General features: G+C 57.3%; 16 protein-coding genes and 1 tRNA gene. 4 read left to right on the top strand and 13 right to left on the bottom strand.

Annotated features, from left to right (window positions below):
- Window positions 1-121 precede the first annotated feature (121 nt).
- The 5 genes from PQR62_RS11845 to PQR62_RS11825 all read right to left on the bottom strand — a co-directional run bounded on the left by PQR62_RS11845 (window position 122) and on the right by PQR62_RS11825 (window position 5,390).
- On the bottom strand, window positions 122-1,129 hold the full coding sequence (locus PQR62_RS11845; RefSeq protein WP_408158085.1) for an inorganic phosphate transporter: 1,008 nt from the start codon (window positions 1,127-1,129) through the stop codon (window positions 122-124).
- 132 nt (window positions 1,130-1,261) lie between these two features.
- Window positions 1,262-1,888: a DUF47 domain-containing protein gene (locus tag PQR62_RS11840; protein ID WP_408158083.1), complete on the bottom strand. Its 627-nt coding sequence runs from the start codon at window positions 1,886-1,888 to the stop codon at window positions 1,262-1,264.
- Between the two features lie 108 nt (window positions 1,889-1,996).
- A complete protein-coding gene (locus tag PQR62_RS11835; protein WP_408158081.1) occupies window positions 1,997-3,391 on the bottom strand; it encodes a replicative DNA helicase in 1,395 nt (464 codons plus the stop codon).
- Between the two features lie 276 nt (window positions 3,392-3,667).
- Entirely contained in the window at window positions 3,668-4,129 is a 462-nt protein-coding gene (locus PQR62_RS11830; protein ID WP_408158080.1) for an outer membrane lipoprotein, read from the bottom strand.
- A 511-nt stretch (window positions 4,130-4,640) separates the two neighbouring features.
- The gene (locus tag PQR62_RS11825) at window positions 4,641-5,390 is read right to left on the bottom strand and encodes an SDR family oxidoreductase (RefSeq protein ID WP_408158078.1); all 750 of its coding nucleotides are present in this window, start codon (window positions 5,388-5,390) and stop codon (window positions 4,641-4,643) included.
- Window positions 5,391-5,706: 316 nt separating this feature from the next.
- On the opposite strand from PQR62_RS11825, the gene PQR62_RS11820 reads away from it, so the two are divergent.
- On the top strand, window positions 5,707-6,222 hold the full coding sequence (locus PQR62_RS11820; RefSeq protein WP_408158538.1) for a DNA-deoxyinosine glycosylase: 516 nt from the start codon (window positions 5,707-5,709) through the stop codon (window positions 6,220-6,222).
- A 124-nt stretch (window positions 6,223-6,346) separates the two neighbouring features.
- On the opposite strand, the gene PQR62_RS11815 is transcribed toward PQR62_RS11820, so the two are convergent.
- The 3 genes from PQR62_RS11815 to PQR62_RS11805 all read right to left on the bottom strand — a co-directional run bounded on the left by PQR62_RS11815 (window position 6,347) and on the right by PQR62_RS11805 (window position 8,373).
- Window positions 6,347-7,042: a P-loop NTPase family protein gene (locus PQR62_RS11815; RefSeq protein ID WP_408158076.1), complete on the bottom strand. Its 696-nt coding sequence runs from the start codon at window positions 7,040-7,042 to the stop codon at window positions 6,347-6,349.
- Between the two features lie 165 nt (window positions 7,043-7,207).
- A complete protein-coding gene (locus PQR62_RS11810) occupies window positions 7,208-7,348 on the bottom strand; it encodes a hypothetical protein (RefSeq protein ID WP_408158074.1) in 141 nt (46 codons plus the stop codon).
- Window positions 7,349-7,608: 260 nt separating this feature from the next.
- Entirely contained in the window at window positions 7,609-8,373 is a 765-nt protein-coding gene (locus PQR62_RS11805) for a MetQ/NlpA family ABC transporter substrate-binding protein (RefSeq protein WP_408158537.1), read from the bottom strand.
- 380 nt (window positions 8,374-8,753) lie between these two features.
- Here PQR62_RS11805 and PQR62_RS11800 point away from each other — a divergent pair, with 380 nt between their 5' ends.
- A complete protein-coding gene (locus PQR62_RS11800; protein WP_408158072.1) occupies window positions 8,754-9,587 on the top strand; it encodes a spermine/spermidine synthase domain-containing protein in 834 nt (277 codons plus the stop codon).
- A gap of 21 nt (window positions 9,588-9,608) precedes the next feature.
- Here the strand turns inward: PQR62_RS11800 and PQR62_RS11795 are convergent, their stop codons facing one another.
- Window positions 9,609-11,834, bottom strand: coding sequence for an SLC26A/SulP transporter family protein (locus tag PQR62_RS11795; protein WP_408158070.1), 2,226 nt, complete (start codon window positions 11,832-11,834; stop codon window positions 9,609-9,611).
- A gap of 487 nt (window positions 11,835-12,321) precedes the next feature.
- Between PQR62_RS11795 and PQR62_RS11790 the strand changes: the two genes are divergently transcribed.
- A tRNA-Lys gene (locus PQR62_RS11790) sits at window positions 12,322-12,397 on the top strand.
- A gap of 534 nt (window positions 12,398-12,931) precedes the next feature.
- Complete coding sequence (locus PQR62_RS11785) at window positions 12,932-13,582, top strand: PEP-CTERM sorting domain-containing protein (protein ID WP_408158068.1); 651 nt, start codon at window positions 12,932-12,934, stop codon at window positions 13,580-13,582.
- Window positions 13,583-13,713: 131 nt separating this feature from the next.
- Here PQR62_RS11785 and PQR62_RS11780 read toward each other — a convergent pair whose 3' ends face one another.
- From PQR62_RS11780 to msrA, 4 genes are all read right to left on the bottom strand, one after another.
- Entirely contained in the window at window positions 13,714-14,385 is a 672-nt protein-coding gene (locus PQR62_RS11780) for an SOS response-associated peptidase (RefSeq protein ID WP_408158066.1), read from the bottom strand.
- Window positions 14,386-14,758: 373 nt separating this feature from the next.
- Entirely contained in the window at window positions 14,759-16,129 is a 1,371-nt protein-coding gene (locus PQR62_RS11775; protein WP_408158064.1) for an O-antigen ligase family protein, read from the bottom strand.
- Between the two features lie 233 nt (window positions 16,130-16,362).
- Window positions 16,363-18,057, bottom strand: coding sequence for a tetratricopeptide repeat protein (locus PQR62_RS11770; protein ID WP_408158063.1), 1,695 nt, complete (start codon window positions 18,055-18,057; stop codon window positions 16,363-16,365).
- Window positions 18,058-18,208: 151 nt separating this feature from the next.
- Window positions 18,209-18,931 carry a peptide-methionine (S)-S-oxide reductase MsrA gene (gene msrA / locus PQR62_RS11765; RefSeq protein WP_408158061.1) on the bottom strand — a complete coding sequence of 241 codons (723 nt, stop codon included), beginning with the start codon at window positions 18,929-18,931 and terminating at the stop codon, window positions 18,209-18,211.
- Window positions 18,932-18,982: the final 51 nt, after the last annotated feature.

Genomic DNA, 18,982 nt, shown 5'->3' with positions numbered 1-18,982 from the left:
AGTATTGCCGGACGATGCAGTAAAAGAAAAAGCCACCGCAAGGTGGCTTTTTCTTTGGTGCGGCAACGTCTGCCTGTATTAAAACGCTGCGGCAAGCGGCAGAACGACTAGCTTGAACGGCTTACAGAATCTTGCTGCCTATCCACCAGGCAATCGCCGCCACGAAGGCGGATGCCGGAATTGTGAACACCCAGGCCCAGACGATGTTGCTGGCCACGCCCCAGCGTACCGCCGACAACTTGCGCGAAGCACCGACGCCGACGATGGCGCCGGTGATGGTGTGCGTGGTCGAGACCGGCACGCCCATCGCGGTGGCGATGAACAAGGTAATGGCGCCGCCGGTTTCGGCGCAGAAACCGCCCACCGGCTTGAGCTTGGTGATCTTCTGGCCCATGGTCTTGACGATGCGCCAGCCACCGAACAAGGTGCCCAGACTGATGGCGCAATAGCAACTCACGATGACCCACATCGGCGGCGCTTCGGCACTGGAATAACCGGCGGCGATCAGCAGCATCCAGATCACGCCGATGGTCTTTTGTGCATCATTGCCGCCGTGGCCCAGGCTGTACATCGACGCCGACAGCAATTGCAGGCGACGGAACCAGCCGTCGATCTTGCGCGGCGTGGAGCGCACGAACATCCATGACACCACCAGCATCATGATCGAGCCGAACAGCACGCCCAGCAGCGGCGACAGCACGATGAACAGGATGATCTTGAGCAGGCCCGAGGAGATCAGTGCGCCGGTGCCGGCCTTGGCCACTGCCGCGCCCACCAGACCGCCGATCAGGGCATGCGAGGACGACGAAGGGATGCCGTAGTACCAGGTCACCAGATTCCAGAAAATGGCGCCGACCAGCGCGCCGAATACCACCACGTGATCAACCACTGCCGGGTCGATGGTGCCCTTGCCGACCGAAGCCGCCACGTGTAGCTGGTGGAATACGAACACCGCTGCCAGATTGAAGAAGGCTGCCATCGCCACCGCCGTCTGCGGGCGCAGCACACCGGTGGAAACCACAGTGGCAATCGCGTTGGCGGCATCGTGGAAGCCGTTCATGAAATCGAACAGCAAAGCCAGAATGATCAGTAGCGCGAGAATGTGAAAGCTGATTTGAACAGTATGCATGGATGAACCGTTATCTTGATCGGACGTCTGCAGGCCTGCGCCGGACGAACGCTAATGCATCATCGGAGCGGGCAGCACATGAGCAAAAATTCATGCGTAAAAATGCCTGCGCCGGGACGCCGCGAAAAACCATCAGGCGTTTTCGACGATGATGCCTTCGATGATGTTGGCCACGTCTTCGCAACGATCAGTCACGGTTTCGAGGATTTCGTAGATGGCCTTGAGCTTGATCAGTGTGCGCACGTCCGGCTCATCGCGGAACAGCTTGGACATGGCGGCGCGCATCACGTGATCGGCATCCGATTCCAGGCGATCGATTTCCTGGCAGATGGTCAGGATCTGGCGCGAGTTATCCATGTTGTGCAGCAGGCCGACCGCCGACTGCACCTTCTGCGCACAGGCCAGGCACAACTCGGCCAGACGCTTGGCTTCCGGCGTGATGGACTTGATGTCGTAGAGGGAAATGGTCTGGGCCGCGTCTTCCAGCAGATCCAGAATGTCATCCATGCGCGTGATCAGCTGGTGGATGTCATCGCGGTCGAGCGGCGTGATGAAGGTCTTGTGCAACAGTTCGATGGTGTTATGCGTGATCTTGTCGGCTTGTTTCTCGAGCGTCTCAATCGCATGCACACGGATTTCGAGGTCATCGAAATTGGTCATCAGCGCCACCATTTCTTTGGCGCATTTGACTGCCAGTTCTGCGTGCTGATTGAAGAGGTCAAAAAATTTGCCTTCGGTCGGCATCAGTCGTCCAAACATGTTTCACTCTCTATTTTAATGATTAGGTGCATCACTCAATTGACGGGGAACAGCTGATGCGCCGTCCGCGTCGTCTGCACGGCGGCAAGCCGGCAGCTTACTGCTTCATCAGTCGCCGCTGTATGGATTGGCGAGGTGACCGACGTAATTGTCGTACTTGGTGTACATGCCCAGGAACGAAAGGCGGATACTGCCGATCGGGCCGTTACGCTGCTTACCGATGATGATTTCGGCGGTTCCCTTGTCCGGCGAGTCGGGATTGTAGACTTCATCACGATAGATGAACAAAATCACGTCGGCATCCTGCTCGATAGCGCCGGATTCACGCAAGTCGGACATCACGGGACGTTTGTTGGGGCGTTGCTCCAGCGAGCGATTGAGCTGTGAGAGGGCAATCACCGGGCAATGCAATTCTTTCGCCAGACCTTTCAGGCTTCGCGAAATTTCGGAAATTTCACTGGCGCGGTTTTCGGACGAGCTGCCGCCGTTACCCGACATCAGTTGCAGGTAGTCGATGATGATCAGGCCCAGCTTGCCGCACTGGCGCGCCAGACGACGCGAACGTGCGCGCAATTCAATCGGGCTCAGCGCCGGGGTTTCATCGATGTAGAACTGGGCGTCGTTCATCTTCTGGATCGCATGCGTCAGACGCGGCCAGTCTTCGTCCAGCAGCTTGCCGGTACGCAGGCGGTGCTGATCCAGACGGCCGACCGAACCCAGCATACGCATCGCCAGCTGGGCGCCGCCCATTTCCATGGAGAACACTGCGACCGGCAGGCCGCTGTCGATCGCGACGTTTTCACCGATGTTGATCGAAAACGCAGTCTTACCCATGGACGGACGTCCTGCGACGATGATCAGGTCGCCCGGCTGCAGTCCGGAAGTCATCTTGTCGAGGTCGATGAAGCCGGACGGCACGCCGGTAATGTCGCTGCTGTTGTCGCGGTTGTAGAGCTCGTCGATACGCTCCACCACCTGGGTCAGCAGCGGTTGAATTTCAACGAAACCCTGCGAACCGCGCGAGCCTTCTTCGGCAATCGCAAAAATCTTGGATTCGGCTTCGTCCAGCATCTGCTTGACGTCCTTGCCCTGCGGATGGAAGGCATCGCCGGAAATTTCATCTGCCACGGTGATCAGCTTGCGCAGGATGCCGCGGTCGCGCACGATTTCGGCGTAACGACGGATATTGGCGGCAGACGGCGTGTTCTGCGCCAGCGCGTTCAGATACGAAAGACCGCCGACCTCTTCCGCCTTGCCGCTGTTGGACAAGGCTTCGTAGACGGTAATCACGTCCGCCGGCTTGGTGCTGTTGATCAGCTTGACGATGTGCTGAAAGATGATCCGGTGATCGTAGCGATAGAAATCCTCTGCGTTCACGAAATCCGCAATACGGTCCCAGGCAGCGTTATCCAGCAACAAGCCGCCCAGCACAGACTGCTCGGACTCGATGGAATGGGGAGGTACTCTGAGGGAATCTACTTGTGGATCTGATGGCGCATTCATGGCGCGCATTATACCTGCTAAGGCGGCCTGCTTCAGCCCTCAAGAATAAAATCGGGAACTTATAAACAAAGCCTGCAACAAGCGTGCAATACAGATCATCTTCCGCGTGTTTGATGACAGAAGATCAGCGTTAGCGACAGCGTGTCATATTTCAACAACAACTCGCTGCCAAAGCATCTGCCTTCGGCAACAAATGTTTCCCCCATGAAAAAACCGGCCCTGAAGCCGGTTTTTTTGTCGCGTTGCGACCGCGACGATGCTGACTGAAACGTCCGATCAGTGCGTGACGCGGGTGGTACGACCCGAAGACAGCAGGCGTACCCGTTCGCCGACGCGGAACGGTTCATCGGCATCCTGGGTGATCGCGCGCAGTTCGCCGTTATCCAGACGTACCGTGATTTCCAGGCCGGGGCGCTGGGCCATATTGTCTTCAATACGGTTACCAGCCACGCCGCCGATCAGCGCACCGACGATACCGGCCGCCAAGGCGCCATTGCCGCCGCCGATGCTGGAGCCTGCAGCGATACCGCCCAGCGCACCGCCGGCCACGGTACCGACGCCGCTCGCGCCCTTGTCGATGGTGACGTTACGTACCGACTCCACCACGCCCATGCGCACGGTCTGCTCGCCCTGCGCCTGACGTGTGTTGTACACGCTGGCGGAATTCGGGGTGACTGCGCAACCGGCCAGCACGCTGATCGCGGCACTGGCAGAAATAACCAAAAGCAACTTTTTCATACTCGACTCCAACACAGAGAACATTTAACAGGTGACCGATGACAACAAAATCGCCAGATCCTAAACCGATGCAAGCTGATGCACACTAAACCGATTTGAAACCGGTTTGAAATCAATTTGCCCGCGCTATCGGACAAAGCAGCGAAGGACTGAAACTTCGGGACGCATTTTTCAGGAGCTTGTTGTAGCGCGACGCATATTACGACCAAATATTCTTGGCTGAATGGCAGCCTGTTTATACGAACATGCACATCGCTTGCGTTGGGCCCAGATAACGCAGATTGCAATAGACCCGGCGATCCAAGCTTTGTTCATTTTACATTTATTTGCATTCGATTCCGCCGATTACAAGAGGCAGAACCTTCGGATGCGGACAAGCGCAAGGCGATTCCTGCGCTGCACTGAAGAACATAAGACGACCTGAGTTTGGCATCGCATGGCGGCGGCTGCGCATTGCATAACCGCAAGGCCGCTCCGGAAAAGCATCTTCCGGAGCGGCCCATGCCTGCGATCAACGACCGCCGGAAATATCGATGAAAGTGCCGGTGGCGTAGGAGGCCTCATCCGACAGCAACCACATGATGGCATGCGCCACTTCTTCAGCAGTACCGCCGCGCTTCATCGGCACCGCATCCTTGAGACGATCGACGCGCCCTGCTTCGCCGCCGCTGGCGTGGATGTCGGTGTAGATCAGGCCGGGACGCACTGCATTGACGCGTATGCCTTCCGCCGCGACCTCCTTCGCCAGACCGATGGTGAAGGCGTCAATGGCCCCCTTGGAGGCCGCGTAGTCGACATATTCACCAGGGCCGCCGAGCTTGGCCGCCATTGAAGATAGATTGACGATGCCGCCGCCGCTGCCGCCGTTACGGGTCGACATGCGACGCACCGCTTCGCGGGCGCACAGCAGGCTGCCGGTGATATTGGCCAGCAGCACGCGATTGATGCGCTCGGCCGTCATGTCCTGCAAGCGTGATTGATGATCCAGTACGCCGGCATTGTTGACCAGTGCACTGAGCGGGCCGAGTTCTTTATCCACCGTGTCGAACAGATGCACGATGTCAGCCTCTTTGGCGACGTCGCCGGCAACCGCGATGGCCTTGCCGCCCTTGCTCTTGATGTCGTTCACCACGGCATCGGCCGCAGCGCGATTCGACACATAATTGACGCACACTGCATAACCGCGCGCCGCAGCCAGTTGCGCAGTCGCAGCACCGATGCCGCGGCTGCCGCCGGTGACCAGAATCACTTTTTGTCCCATGGAAGATGTCCCTGTTGTAGTTGATTGTGCCTGCTCATGTTTCACCGATACCGCCGCCTAGCTGCGACCGTATCGGGCTCGCCATCCGGCCGTCGGAAATGATGCCGGCAGGTTTGCACATGCATCTCCCGCACGGATGGTGTAGGCTAGTTTAGCCCGGTTGCCGTGATCGCGCAGAGCAGCCGCTTACGCGGCATATGCAAAACCTTCCGACCACCCGCATCTGTTTTTTTTCGTCATGCGTATTCACCCAGCGTTCATGAGTAAATCCAAGACCAGCCGCACATCCCTCGCCGCCTCCGACGAGCTGCAAAGCATGCCGCAAGCAGCCGACGCAACAAGCGCAACAGCCATCCTCAATTGCTTTCCCCCGGTATGCAACAGCGACACCCGCATCCTGATTCTGGGCAGCCTGCCCGGCGTAGTCTCGCTCACCATCGCCCAGTATTACGGACATCCGCAAAACGCATTCTGGAAACTCATGTCGGAAGTGGTCGGGGCAGATCTGCGCGCGATGACATACGAAGCACGCCTGCGAGCGCTGCTCGCGCATGGCGTCGGTCTGTGGGATGTGGTGGCCGAAGCGCAGCGCAAGGGCAGTCTCGACAGCAATATCGTCGGCCACACCAGCAATGATCTTCCCGCCCTGATCGAGAGCCTGCCCCTGCTACACACGATCGCCTTCAATGGCGGCACCGCGGCCAAACTGGGAATCAAGGCGCTCAAAGAACGCGCGGATAAATACAGGATACTCATGCTGCCATCGAGCAGCCCGGCCTATACGCTGGCCTATGCTGAAAAGCTGGCGCAGTGGTCGGCATTAAAGGTCTGAAGACGAACACCGAAGTCCTATGGAACCTCATTAAAAAAATAGCCCAAGACCGCTGCTTGTAGCCCATAAAAAACGGTCCGCCTTTCGAGCGAACCGTTTCTGTCACGAGCAATGCTGCTTACACTTACGGCGCCAGCTTTGCCATATCAGCGTAAGTACGATTCAGCCAGATCTTGACGCGTTGACGCTCCAGCATGCCGAGCCCGGCGTTGCCGCGGTCTCCGTGATTGAGCGCGGCCCAGAAACTCGCGCTTTGCTGATCGATTTTCTGCATGGTGGCGTCAGGCAAACGGCGCAGGGAAATCACGCTCGCGCCCAAGGCTTCAGCACGCTGCAGTTCACCCGAAGCTTCCAGAATCTCGAAGCGGTCGCCGCGCACTTCATTGAGCACGATCACCAGCTTGAGTCGTCCACCGAACTGATCGAGCCACTTGCGCAGCAGATCGACTGAATCGCGGCCGGTGTCCATCACGTGCCACCAGGTCAGCGCCATGCCGTGCTCGGCGGCGAAGTCGAGCACGCCCGAATCTTCGATCCAGCTTGCCAGCGACTGCTGGGTCTGCGCGGCGAGATCGACCAGAATGCGACGTTGCGGATCTTCCAGCGCGCGTTCGATCACCGGATCCAGGCTGTCATGCTGCTCAAGAATCAGCGGCGCCGAGAAATCCGAATAGAAACGCATCAGCGCGCCATGCGACTTGTCCGTATCGAAACCCCGGAAAGGAATATGACTGTCGATGAAATACTGGGCCAGCACGCGGGAGACCAGTGATTTGCCGACTCCGCCTTTTTCACCACCAATGAAGTGGATATTGCTCATTTCTGTGGATCCTTTAACGTCGAGTAAATGTTGAGAGGCGAGCATGCCATGTTTCGGTGACTGCGTCATGAACCGCCGGCCTGAAATGAAATGCAGGACAGGGACGCTATCGTAGCGGAAGTGATCTTGCCTGGGAGATAAATCGAACAGACCGGCGGCCGGCTCCTAGGAGCGGAAAAAGATGAAATCGTAAAACGCGCCGGAGAATCCGCCGTTGAGGATGAGGTACTGCATGGCCTTGCCAAAGAAGACAATGGCGGCAAAGACAATCGCCAGCTTTATGCAGAAGATGAGATTTTTAAGCATGAGCGAAGTGTATATGACGAACGCTCAAAATCCAGCCTCACCCGCTTAAAAATAAATGGATCAGACCGCTGAAAACGCCTGCCTGAGCAGATCAGCGCTTTTTTTACGCATTTCTCTCAGTGCCGCTTGCTGACGGGCACGCGCAAAAAAAATGACCGGCGGCAATTTGTGAAATTGCCGCCGGTCCTGTTACTTGCCCGCCTCCGGCATGACTCGCCCTGTTCAACCGGCGACTCCACGCGAGAATTCAGACGCGCCGATCAAAACGCCGGCACCAGCGAACCCTTGAATTCGGTTTCGATGAACTTGCGCACTTCATCCGACTGATAAGCCTTGACCAGTTTCTTGACCCAGGGCTTGTCCTTGTCTTCAACGCGGGTCGCGATCAGGTTGGCGTAACGACCCTTGGCATCTTCCACCGCGATGGTGTCTTTTTGCAGCGACAGACCGGCCTTGAAAGCGTAGTCATTATTGATCGAGGCGGCCGCCAGATCGTCCAGCGAGCGCGGCAGTTGCGCGGCGTCGAGTTCGATCAGCTTGAGCTTCCTCGGATTGTCGATCACGTCCAGCGGAGTGGCATTGGTGCCGTTCTCGCCGACGCCCGGCTTGAGCTTGATCAGACCGGCTTTCTGCAACAGCAACAAGGCCCGGTTGCCGTTGGAGGGATCGTTCTGGATGCCGATGCTGGCACCCACCGGCAATTGATCGACCGATTTGTATTTCTTGGAATAGATGCCCAGCGGCGCCGTGATGGTCAAGCCGACCGGCACGATCTTGTAGCCGCGCGACTTGATCTGGCTGTCCAGAAACGGTTGATGCTGAAAGGCATTGGCGTCCAGATCGCCGGCCGCCAGCGCTTCGTTGGGCTGCAGATAATCACTGAAGGTGATGACCTGAATGTCCAGACCGTCGCGCGCGGCTACCTTCTTGACGACATCAAACGTCGATTCCGAATTGCCCACCGAAATACCCACCTTGATCCTGGTCCGCTCCTGCGCCCACGCGGCCCCTGCCGTGGTCAACATGGCGACTGCCAGAGTCACTGCCGAAACCGCCGAAATGGCCTTGCTCACCGATACACGCATCGCACTCCCCTGAATTGTTAAGGCATGCATGTTCACATGCCCTAGCTCGGTATCAGAACGAATGATTCCGCATGTGGATATGCGGGATTTGAGCCGGATGGATCGAAGCAGGCCTGAACGGGCGAGCAAGGTCGTGCGCCAAGTTGCGACCGGTTGCGCTCAACGACAGAGACCGGGGCGAGTCAGAACACCGCTTCTTTTGCAATCGTTTGCGGGCGGCAAGGTATCATTCGCACTTCGCTTTCAGGGCGGCCGCAATTGCCGGCACGGTCCATAGCGGCGGCAATCTGTTTCCAGTCTCATCGCACCACTTCACCATCATGCTGATCAAAAGAAAATCCATCGAAGCCGAAGGCAATACCAAAGCCGGTCCGGAAAAAGCCCGGCGCGGCAAACCGGCGGCAACGCCGGCCGCACCACGCAAACCGAAGTTCGCGCCGGTGACGCTGTCCGAAGAAGAAGGCGTGCGCTATCTGCATTTCGGCACCGAGTGGGTGCAAGGTGCGATGCGGATTCGCAAGCCGGACTGGATCGAGCTGGAATATGCGCAACAGATGATGGCCTGGATGCTGTTCAACCCGGCGCCGCAGCACATCGTGCAACTGGGTCTGGGCACCGGCGCACTGAGCAAGTTCAGCTACCGCAATTTTCCCGGAGCGCAGGTGACCGCGGTGGAATTGAATCCCTCAGTGATTGCCATCTGCGATAGCATGTTCAAGCTGCCGCCGGCCGATGACAGGCTCACCGTTCTGGAAATGGATGCAATGGATTTCATCACCGACAGTGCGCGCCACGGCAGTATCGATGCCTTGCAGGTTGACTTGTACGACGCCACCGCACGCGGCCCGGTGCTCGACACGCCGGAGTTCTACCGCGCCTGCTATGACAGTCTCAGCGAACACGGCATCATGACCGTCAATCTGTTCGGCGATCATCCCAGCTACGCCAAGAATCTGAAGGCCATGACTTTCGCTTTCGATACCGTGATCTCGCTGCCGGAGGTCCACGACGGCAACGTCGTCGCCATCGCCTTCAAGGGCAATCCGCATATCGACATCCCGGCGCTGTACGAGCGCGCGACCGAGATCAATACCGAAACCAAGCTGCCGGCCAAGTCCTGGGTCAACGGCATCAAGCATGCACTGAACGCCTGAAGCCGGGCCAACTTCGATATCTCAATACGTCAGCCGGTACGCCTCATTGGTTGCGGCCAGCCGGCTGGCCAGCACTCTCACCACATAGTTATGCAGCTGCAAGGCTGCCGAAGGATCTTCGCGCTCCAGCTGGCGCAGGCGCGCCATGCTCAGCCGGTAGGCGCGGGTATGGCGGTCGGTGACCACATCGGCGGTGCGCTTCTGACCACTGTACAAGGCCATCTCGCCGACGATGGTGGCATTGGCAAAGGTGCGCAGCCGCACTTTCTTGCCGCCGTTCAGGCTCAGTGAAATGCTGACCTGTCCGTCTTCAATGAAGTACATGCAGTCGCCGATTTCTCCTTTGCTGAACAGCAAGGTGCCGGCGTCGAGTTCGACTTTTTCCATACGTGCAAACAAGGACTTCAGTTCGCGCTCGTCAAAATATTCCTTGAGACTCACTTGGAGATCGCCGTCTGCGTGTTCGGCGGCGCTGGCGGCCAGCACCCGGTTTTCCACCCACTCCAGCGCGGCATCGAGGTCGGCAAATTCCTGCAGCGCAGCGCGTCCGGCCATGGCGCGTTCGATCGGCAGACGGATCTTGTCGCTGACGCCGGTGAGAATCAGCATTGTCTGATGCTGATCGCACACCTGGCATAGCTTGGAAAAACTCTGCGAGGTCGAGGCATCCAGACCTTGCACATAACGAAAATCGATGATGATGAAATCACGCGGGCGCTGCAATTGCTGGCGCACGCGATTGACCATCTGGTTGGCGCTGCCGAAAAACAGAAAGCCCTGCAGACACATGCCGAACAAACGCTCGCCGGCTTCCTTGAGCTGCGCGCTGGCTTCCATCGGCCGCTCCAGCTTGGAGTGCAGCGCCACGCCGGTGAACTCCATCTTCACGCAGGAGACGCGGCTGTAGTCAACCACGAACAGCACGCAAGCCACCACGCTGCCCAGCGCCACGCCAGCGACGAAACCATGCCAGGCGATCACCGCCAGAATCAGCACGATCAGCGAATAGTCGCCGCGCGCCAGACGATGGCGCGCCTTCAGCACCCACTCATTGAGCAGGCCGGCGCCCAACCCGATGAGCAGACCTGCCAGCACCGGCTTGGGCAGATAGGAAATCAGCGGCAGAAAAAACAGCGCGCATACCAGACAGATGAACGTGGCCAGAATGCTGGCGGTGCGATTGCGTGTGCCGAACTGGTAATTCAGCAAAGTGCGGCTCAGCGAATGGCAACCCACTACCCCGCCCAGCACGCCGGTCACGACGTTGGCGACGCCGACGCTGCGCAGCTCGTGGTTGAAATCGACGTCGCGCCGCGTCGCCAGTCCGATGCCGGTGGCGTTGAGCAGAATGGTGAGGGTCATCACCGCCACCAGCGTCAGGAATTCGCTGTAGTGGCTGAACAGCACATCCCAGTCGATCAGATTCCAGGACAAGGTCGCCGGCGTATGAAAGCCGCTCAGACTCAGGGATTGAAACATCCAGCCTGCGCTGCGAGCCTCTTCGACCGACACCCCCGACAAGACCATGCCCGCATAAAAGACCAGCGCCGCCACGCATAGTCCCAGCGGCAGTACCGCCGGATGATCGAACTTGCGTCCCGGCACACCCAGCATCGCCACCGCCACGATCAGCGCCGGCACCACCGTCACCCAATGCAGATGCGATAGCGCAGAGAAGAAATCGGCGTCCACCGCATGCCCGGTCAGAATGCCGAAAGCGCCGGTCCACAGCAGATAACCGCTGCCGGCCAGAAATCCCCCCAGAACAGGAAACGGCACGAACTGCACCAGATTGCCGCGTCGCGCCGAACCCAGCAGCGTCAGCAACAGGCCGACCAGCACCGTGCTCAACGCGACGCCCATCAACACGGTCGCAATCGCCGCCTGCGGATCGGCATGCGCCTCGCCCATGCCGGCCCAGATGCTGCTCACCATCAAAGCCAGAATGCCCGTGGAATTGGAGTCCGCCCCCGCCACCACAAACGGCAGGGTGCTGGAACAAGCCTGCATCAGCATCACCACGCAGGTGGTCACGAACAACAGCGGCAAACCGGCCAGCAACAAGGCGCTGCCGCCGCTGCCGAAAATCATCGCGCCGTAACTGACGGAGTAACTGATGGAAATGAGCGCGATCACCAGCGCTGCGGGCAGATGTCGCAACACGCCCTGAACGCGCGCAGGAAACCCCGGCGGCCGCTCTTCCCCTTGCGTCGCCTTGGCAACGTCCTCAAGCCCTGAAGTGCGCATTGTTTTTCTTAGTTATTTAATTGGTAAGGTAAAACGAGGGCAATCTTACTGTAAAGCAGGTCGAATTGCTGTAAAGGTCTGGCACTCATTTGACCGCAAAGCCTTGTAAAGGCTGGATTCATTGCCGATGATCAACATTTTGGGCAACGGCGATGGCCACCGCTGGTGCCCGGCAGTCATGAAGTGATTGCTACGAAGTTTTTGCAGTGAGCGAAACGGAAGCGCCGGCCCATGTCTCGCATGGAGATCGTCTTCTCATCCGTTAGAAGTGCCGGCAATACACCGGCTCGAATCTGGAACTCCTTGTCAGCATTTGCAAAGGTCAATGAGACGAACGAAGCACGCATCAAACCTAAAACGTCAGATGCATGCGCACCAGGCACGTGAATTTGAATTTCATCAAAAGAATTTCCAAAAAGGACTTGCAGAGATGAAAAACCCCTCCTATAATGCGACCTCTCTTGCAGTACAGCAGCACGTACAGCACGGGGCGTTAGCTCAGCTGGTAGAGCAGCGGACTCTTAATCCGTAGGTCGAGTGTTCGAATCACTCACGCCCCACCAGAATATAAAAGGCCTCAATCAGTTGATTGAGGCCTTTTTCCATTTAAGCCTGTGTGCATTTCTCTGCCACTCTCAACATTGCGGCGCTGCTTGATCCTTGCCGCCGCGACCAATTCCTGGCGAGCCATGCTCTCATCATTCCCGCCCGGAAATTCAATATCGACTGCATGGCCGATTAGCGATCTCTCAATGAGATCCAGCAAAAAAGTCGATATCCATCAGTGACGCCCGAAAAACTTATGCAAGTCCTTCCCGCCAAGCAATGCGGACGACTGTCGGATTTTTTTACACTTTAAAAAAGCGAGCAACATTCTCGCATCCCGACTGCACCTGCTCTTGAAGTGATTGAAATCATTAAGTATTTCATGGACAAGAGGACAACAGTAGCAGGAAATATCTGTCGACATTTTTTACACAGCAGTCCGGCCAAAGCTCAAGTTTCCTGACAAATCAATGACATATAATCTTGGCCTGCGAATTGCTTTACATTTTCCTTACAAGGCAATCTGCAGACATATAAAGCTTGAGGGAAACATGGTCTTTAAAAAATTCATCATCGGTGTGGCGCTTGCCATGCTGTCCATCGTTGCAGCACAAGCGACCGTGGTCTACTCGAATGTGACGCCGCCCTATTCCGTGACTACGCCCATCACCGTCTGGCCGACCAATGCCATCGGCGAGGCGTTCACGCTGACCGAGGGTGCCACCTTGAACAGCTGGTCGTTTTATTCTTACGGCGGGACTACCGGCAACCTGAAATTCGCGCTGGCCAAATTTGATGACAATGGCTACTTCGGTTCGGAGATCATCGGCGCCAATCTCTTCTCCTCCAATATCGTTTCGACCGGCGGCATCCAGACGCTGGCGGTCAACGCTATCAATACCTACCTCGCTCCCGGCACTTACTTCGCCTATCTCACCACCTACGGCGTATCCAGTCCTGCACTGCTGACCGGCTTGCTCAGCGCCTTCTCTGATGGAACGATAGGAGACGGCATCTTCAATAATCTGCTCGGCGGCAACCCGGCGGACAAACCACTGTTCGGTCTGAACCAATATACCGACCTTGCCTTCACCGCCATCTTCAATCAGACATCCAACGTGCCGGAACCGGCTTCGATTGCGCTCTTGGGGCTGGGCTTCGCCGGCTTGATGCTGGCACGCCGACGTCGGCCGCAAGTGTGATTGCCAAACGATTTATATAAAAAAGCGCGCACGCAGTGCGACGCCTTTGCAGAAAAGACGGCAGCAAAACAACAAAAGGGACTTCAAGCAATTGAAGTCCCTTTTTGCTGTACTGCTCATTTGAGCCAGGATCAGAACAGCGAAGCGGTGCGCGGCCGGTCGCTATAGCCCTTCGATGCCGGATAGGTTTTCATCAGGTCCGCCGGGTAGAGATTCAGCATGGAGCGCGCGACTTCCGGGTCGCGGCAGTTCAGCCAGTCCTGATATTCGGATTTGGGCACGATGACCACGCTGCGCCTTTCTTCCCCCGGCTTCTGGAAGCGCTGCATGACAGGATGCTGGTCGGCATTGATCGTGATCTGGGTGAAGGAATGAGAAATCGATCCGTCGTCCTCGCTCCATGCGCGCCAGATACCGGCGATGCAAAATGGCGCCTCATCGGCCATGCCGATGGCCCAGCGCTCGGCGCGCCCGCTTTCGTAGTTCGGCTCGTAGAACACCTGCGTTGGCAGCAGGCAGGTATGGCAGGCACGCCAGGCGGTCTTGTAGGAACGCAACTCGCCGATGGTCTCGGCGCGCGCGTTCATGGTCGACAGGCGCTTGATATCGGGCGGCAGATGGTCCTTCGGAACGATGCCATAACTGCCGGTGATCAATTCAAAGTTGCCGTCGGCGCCGGCGCGGATCAGCGGCGCAGCGTAATCCTGATAGATTTCATCCTTCCAGTCTTCGTCCGTCGAGCGCTTGAGAGGCACCATGGCCTCGACCGCTTCACGGCGCGGTGGCGTGTAGTTGGTGCACATTTACGCCTCCGTCATCATTGAGAGCGCATCGCTGTGCTGCTTTTCGGCAAGACTGGCATGCGATGTCATCAGACAGAAAGTGGACGAGTAAAACAGACGGGAATTCTCAGGCGAACCTCTCATTGCAACCGCGCTCCGCAAAGGAAAGAATCAAATGTAGCACGTGCTAGAGCTTCGCGATTCAATACCAGCGGGCGAGTCAGAGAGAATTGCCCTTCTGACAATTGCACTCAGTTCGCGCGCTTGGGCAGATAGCCATCAAATATTTCAGCTCAGACCTGAGCATCAAGCGAAGAAAATATCAACGTTTCTATCCTGAAGATGTACTCGGAACCTTGATCCCACTTTTGCGTGTAACCATGCTGCTTTCAGATCAGGGTAACTGAGCAAGCGGTACCAGTTGCCGCTCCTTGGCCGCACAAGCCATCAAAAAAGATAGAACAACACCATAGAAAATAGCGCACTCGCGCCACAAAAACATAACGTCCACCAGGCCGTTTGCGATGAAGGCACACACCAAAACCACCCCCATCATCGCAGTTGCTTTCTGTGCTTTATCGTCAACCCATAAAAATCTGACAAAGTAAATCAAGGGCACAAGGTACAGCGCCAACAATGCAATAAGCCCAATTGAGCCATATACAGCGCCAGTAAACAGAAACTCATTGTGGGCATGAGGCAATGCTATCGAACTGGGTGAAAGAATTTTTCGTTCGGCAAGATCTCGCAGCGCCCCCGCAAAACCCTCACTCCCGACGCCCGCCCAAGGATGCTCCTTGAGCAAAATCCACGCGCCCTTCCATAACTGGAATCGAATCCCGATAGAAGTGTCCGCCTGACCGGCAGCGAGCCCTCTCAGATCGGATTCCGCCTGCTGAAGCCGTTGCTGAACCGTTTCTGTTGCCCCGTAAATTAATGTGATGGAAGCGAGAATCAGAACGCCGATTAACATTCGGCTATACGAACGCTTAGGACTCAAGAGTGCGCATCCTGCAATCACAAACACAGGAATGGCAAACCAGGCACCACGCGATTGATAAAGGTAGACGGCATAAAGACCCGCTATGCCGGCAAAGACCTGAAACAGGGTTCTGCCATAAAACCGCCAGTTTGCGCGAAGTCTGTCCCAATGTATGGAAAGCACCCCAAGACACCCGAGCAACGCAGCCAATTCAGTGAAGGCAATGATTGGCATGAAATTGGAATACTCCCGCGAAGCGCCACCCTGCGTCATGTAGTAAGTTCTAACCATCATGATGATCGCGCCGAGTGCGAACGCCCACCGCAAACGCCGCATCTGCACAAGCTCCATCTGTAAAAACAGCCAGAACAAGAATGTGAACGCGAAAAAACGAAGCGGGAAGTTGTATTCCTTTACGGAGCCGCCTCCCAGCGACAGATGATTGGCAAACACAGCCAGCGCCATACCGGCCATTGCAAGATGCAGGGGCCAGAACTTCGTCAATGTCAGCCAAAACTGCTTTCGTCTTTGCTGCCCGCCTAATGCGATCCCAATCAGACTGGCCAATAGCAGCAGATGAAAACTTGCGCCGGCAAGCTTGTTGACAACCATTCCCAAACTGAGGAACAGAAAAAGCAAAACGAAGATGACCTGTTGAAAGATGACTCTCACAGTCAAGCCCTCTCGATTAGCAGCACTGGGGTTTCCAGCAGAGAAATAGAAAAACTTTTTATGCATTTGTACAAGTCGGGGCGAATGAATTTTTTTGACATCTTCACGCACGACTTCGTTTTATTTTGTTTGCTCATCTTATGAAGCTTTTACCTACTATCAATCTGCTCGACCGTGAATTTAGTCATTCTTCAGAGCAAATTCCCCGGCCCGAATTTTAGCGTCGCAAGCGCCCCTCACTCCGGACAACGATAAAAATACAACAATAAATATTTTTATATTGTCCATGTAACAACTAGCCAGACCGCAGCTATATCTGGATGGAGCATTCGCAAAACGCAGGTCTAATTTCCCAGATTATTCTGTACCTCAGCCAGCACCTCCCCCCACTCCCCCGCCAGCGTCTGCCGGAACAATCTGGCGGCGGGATACCACGGCGAGTCGTCGCGTCCGAGAAACCAGCGCCAGTCGGGCGCCCACGGCAGCAGAATCCAGACCGGTATGCCGAGCGCGCCCGCCAGGTGGGCGGCGGCGGTGTCGACGCTGATCAGCAAATCCATACTTGCTATCAAGGCCGCGCTGTCGTCGAAATCAATGACCTGTTCGCCGGGCCAGGCGATGTCCGTGCGCGTGCGCAGAAAGGCCAGATCTGCCGCGCGCGGGTCGGGTTGCAGCAGGAAGAAATCGGCATCGTTGATCTTGTCGAACAAGGGGGCAAATTCCTGTAAGGCGATGGAACGGCGGGCATCGTTCTGGTTGCCGGCATTACCGGAGCAGACGAGGCCGATGCGGCGGCGCTTGCTCGCGGCTCCCGCTGCCGGCAGTTTTGCCGCAGGCTGCCATTGCTCGCGCTTGTGCCGACTTGGCTGCAAATACGCCGTGGCAGACGGAATCGATTCCATGTCAGTGTCAAAGATCAGCGGCAGACTCATCAGCGGCAGTTGAAAATCGGCTGCGGGAGGCGGCGCGTCGTTGCTGACCACTTCGATGCCGGCCTCGGGTGCCAGCGATTGCATCAGTGCGTGCAGACTTGGCGGCACTTCCAGAATCACCTTGGCACCCTGCGCGGCGAGCTGCGTCGCATATCGGCAAAACTGGATGGTGTCGCCGTGGCCCTGCTCAGCCCACAGCAGAATGCGCTTGCCCTGCGGCGAACTGGCGCCGGACCAGGGCTGGATGTCTGCGTGCCGATAGGGATCGGCGCTGCGGCCTTCCCAGCGCCATTCGTAGAGCGGCCAGGCTTCCTGCAGGCGGCCCAGCACCAGCAGCGACAGCGCCAGATTGACCTTGGCATCGACGTCGTCAGGATTCAGTTTCAGCGCGAGCCGATAACATTCGATGGCTTCCTCGTAGCGGCGCAGACGGCTCAGCGAAGTGGCTTTGCTGGTCCAGGCATCGGCGCCTGCCTGCGCGCCTGAATCCAGCGTCAGCGCGCGGTCGAAATAGGGCAAGGCCTCTTCGTAACGTTGCTGCTTGTGCAGCAGCAGGCCGAAGTCCAGCCAATACAGTGCGCGTTGATCATCCAGTTGCAGGGCGCGTTGCAGACTCTCCAGCGCCGCCGGCACCTGCTTCATTTCTTCCTGCAACAAGGTCTTGCGATGCCAGAGCTCGGCTTGCTGCGGCTGCAGTTGCAGGGCTTGCTCTATCAAATGCAGGGCCTGCGCACGTCGGCCGTCGGCATCCGGCATGGCTTGCAGCGCCGAGGCCGCCGCCACGTAGAATTCTGCATGACGCTGACCGCCATCGATCAGTTGACGATACAGGGCGTAGGCATCCTGATAGCGCTCCTGCTCGTAGTAGGCGCGCCCCAGCTTGTAGGCGATGGCGGCGTTGCCGGGTTCGATGCGCAGGGCGCGCTGCAAGACCAGTGCAGCTTCACGCGCATGTGCCTGCGCCAGCGCCGCCGCGCCCAGCAGATGCAAGGCGGGAACGTTCTCGGGTTGCTCGCCGAGCAAAGGCAGCAGAAGCTGTTCGACTTCCGCGAACTGCTCAAGCTGAAAAAACTGGTGGGCCTGTCTCAATACTTCGGTGGCATTCATCTGATGCGCCTGAACTCAAATACAAAACCTGCGTATTGTCGCATTTGCGCGGGCACAAACGCTGGCGGCCTTGCAGCGCTGCGCAAAAAGAAAACGCCCGGCGCTTCAAAGGCCGGGCGTTATTCACGGAGAGCTATGTTGCTGACTGCATTCAGCGCTTGAACACCGTCACCGGCTCAGCACGATAGACCGCCGGGAAAATCTTTTTCAGATTATCAATCTTGGGCAGATCGTTGTAGGCGATGTAGCCTTGGGTCGGGTGCAAGGTCGCATAGTCCTGATGATAATCTTCCGCCGCGTAAAAGCCCTGCAAAGGCGTGAGCTGCGTCACGATGGGCGAGCGATAGACTTTGGCAGCGTCGAGCTGGGCGATATAGGCTTGCGCGACTTTCTTCTGTTGCTCGCTCTGGTAGAAGATGGCCGAGCGATATTGGGTGCCGCTGTCCGGGCCCTGGCGATTCAGCTGGGTCGGGTCATGCGCCACTGAAAAATAGATTTGCAGAATGCGGCCGTAAGAAATCTGGCGCGGGTCAAAACTGATCTGCACCGATTCAGCATGGCCGGTGGCGCCCGAACCGACGCGATCGTATTTGGCGTCTTCGCGCTTGCCGCCGGCATAACCGGACACCGCGCTCAGCACACCCTGCGTGTGCTGAAACACCGCCTGCACACCCCAGAAGCAGCCGCCGGCCAGCACCGCGGTCTCGCTGGTGGCGCCGCCGGGCGCTTCGGCCATTGCCGGCGCCGGAATCTGCACCGCCTTTTCTGCCGCCCGCACCGGATTCAGGCAAGCGCTACCGACCAGCAATGCCATCCCGGCCAATACCGCGAACTGTCTGCGCGACATATCAACAACTTTACTTTTCTGCGCCATGATCGTGCTCCTCTGTACCTGGTAAATATGAATGAGTCGTCGAACCGGATC

Source organism: Herbaspirillum lusitanum (assembly GCF_046025995.1).
GTDB lineage: Bacteria > Pseudomonadota > Gammaproteobacteria > Burkholderiales > Burkholderiaceae_D > Herbaspirillum > Herbaspirillum lusitanum_A.
This window is presented reverse-complemented; position numbering and strand designations above follow the sequence as displayed.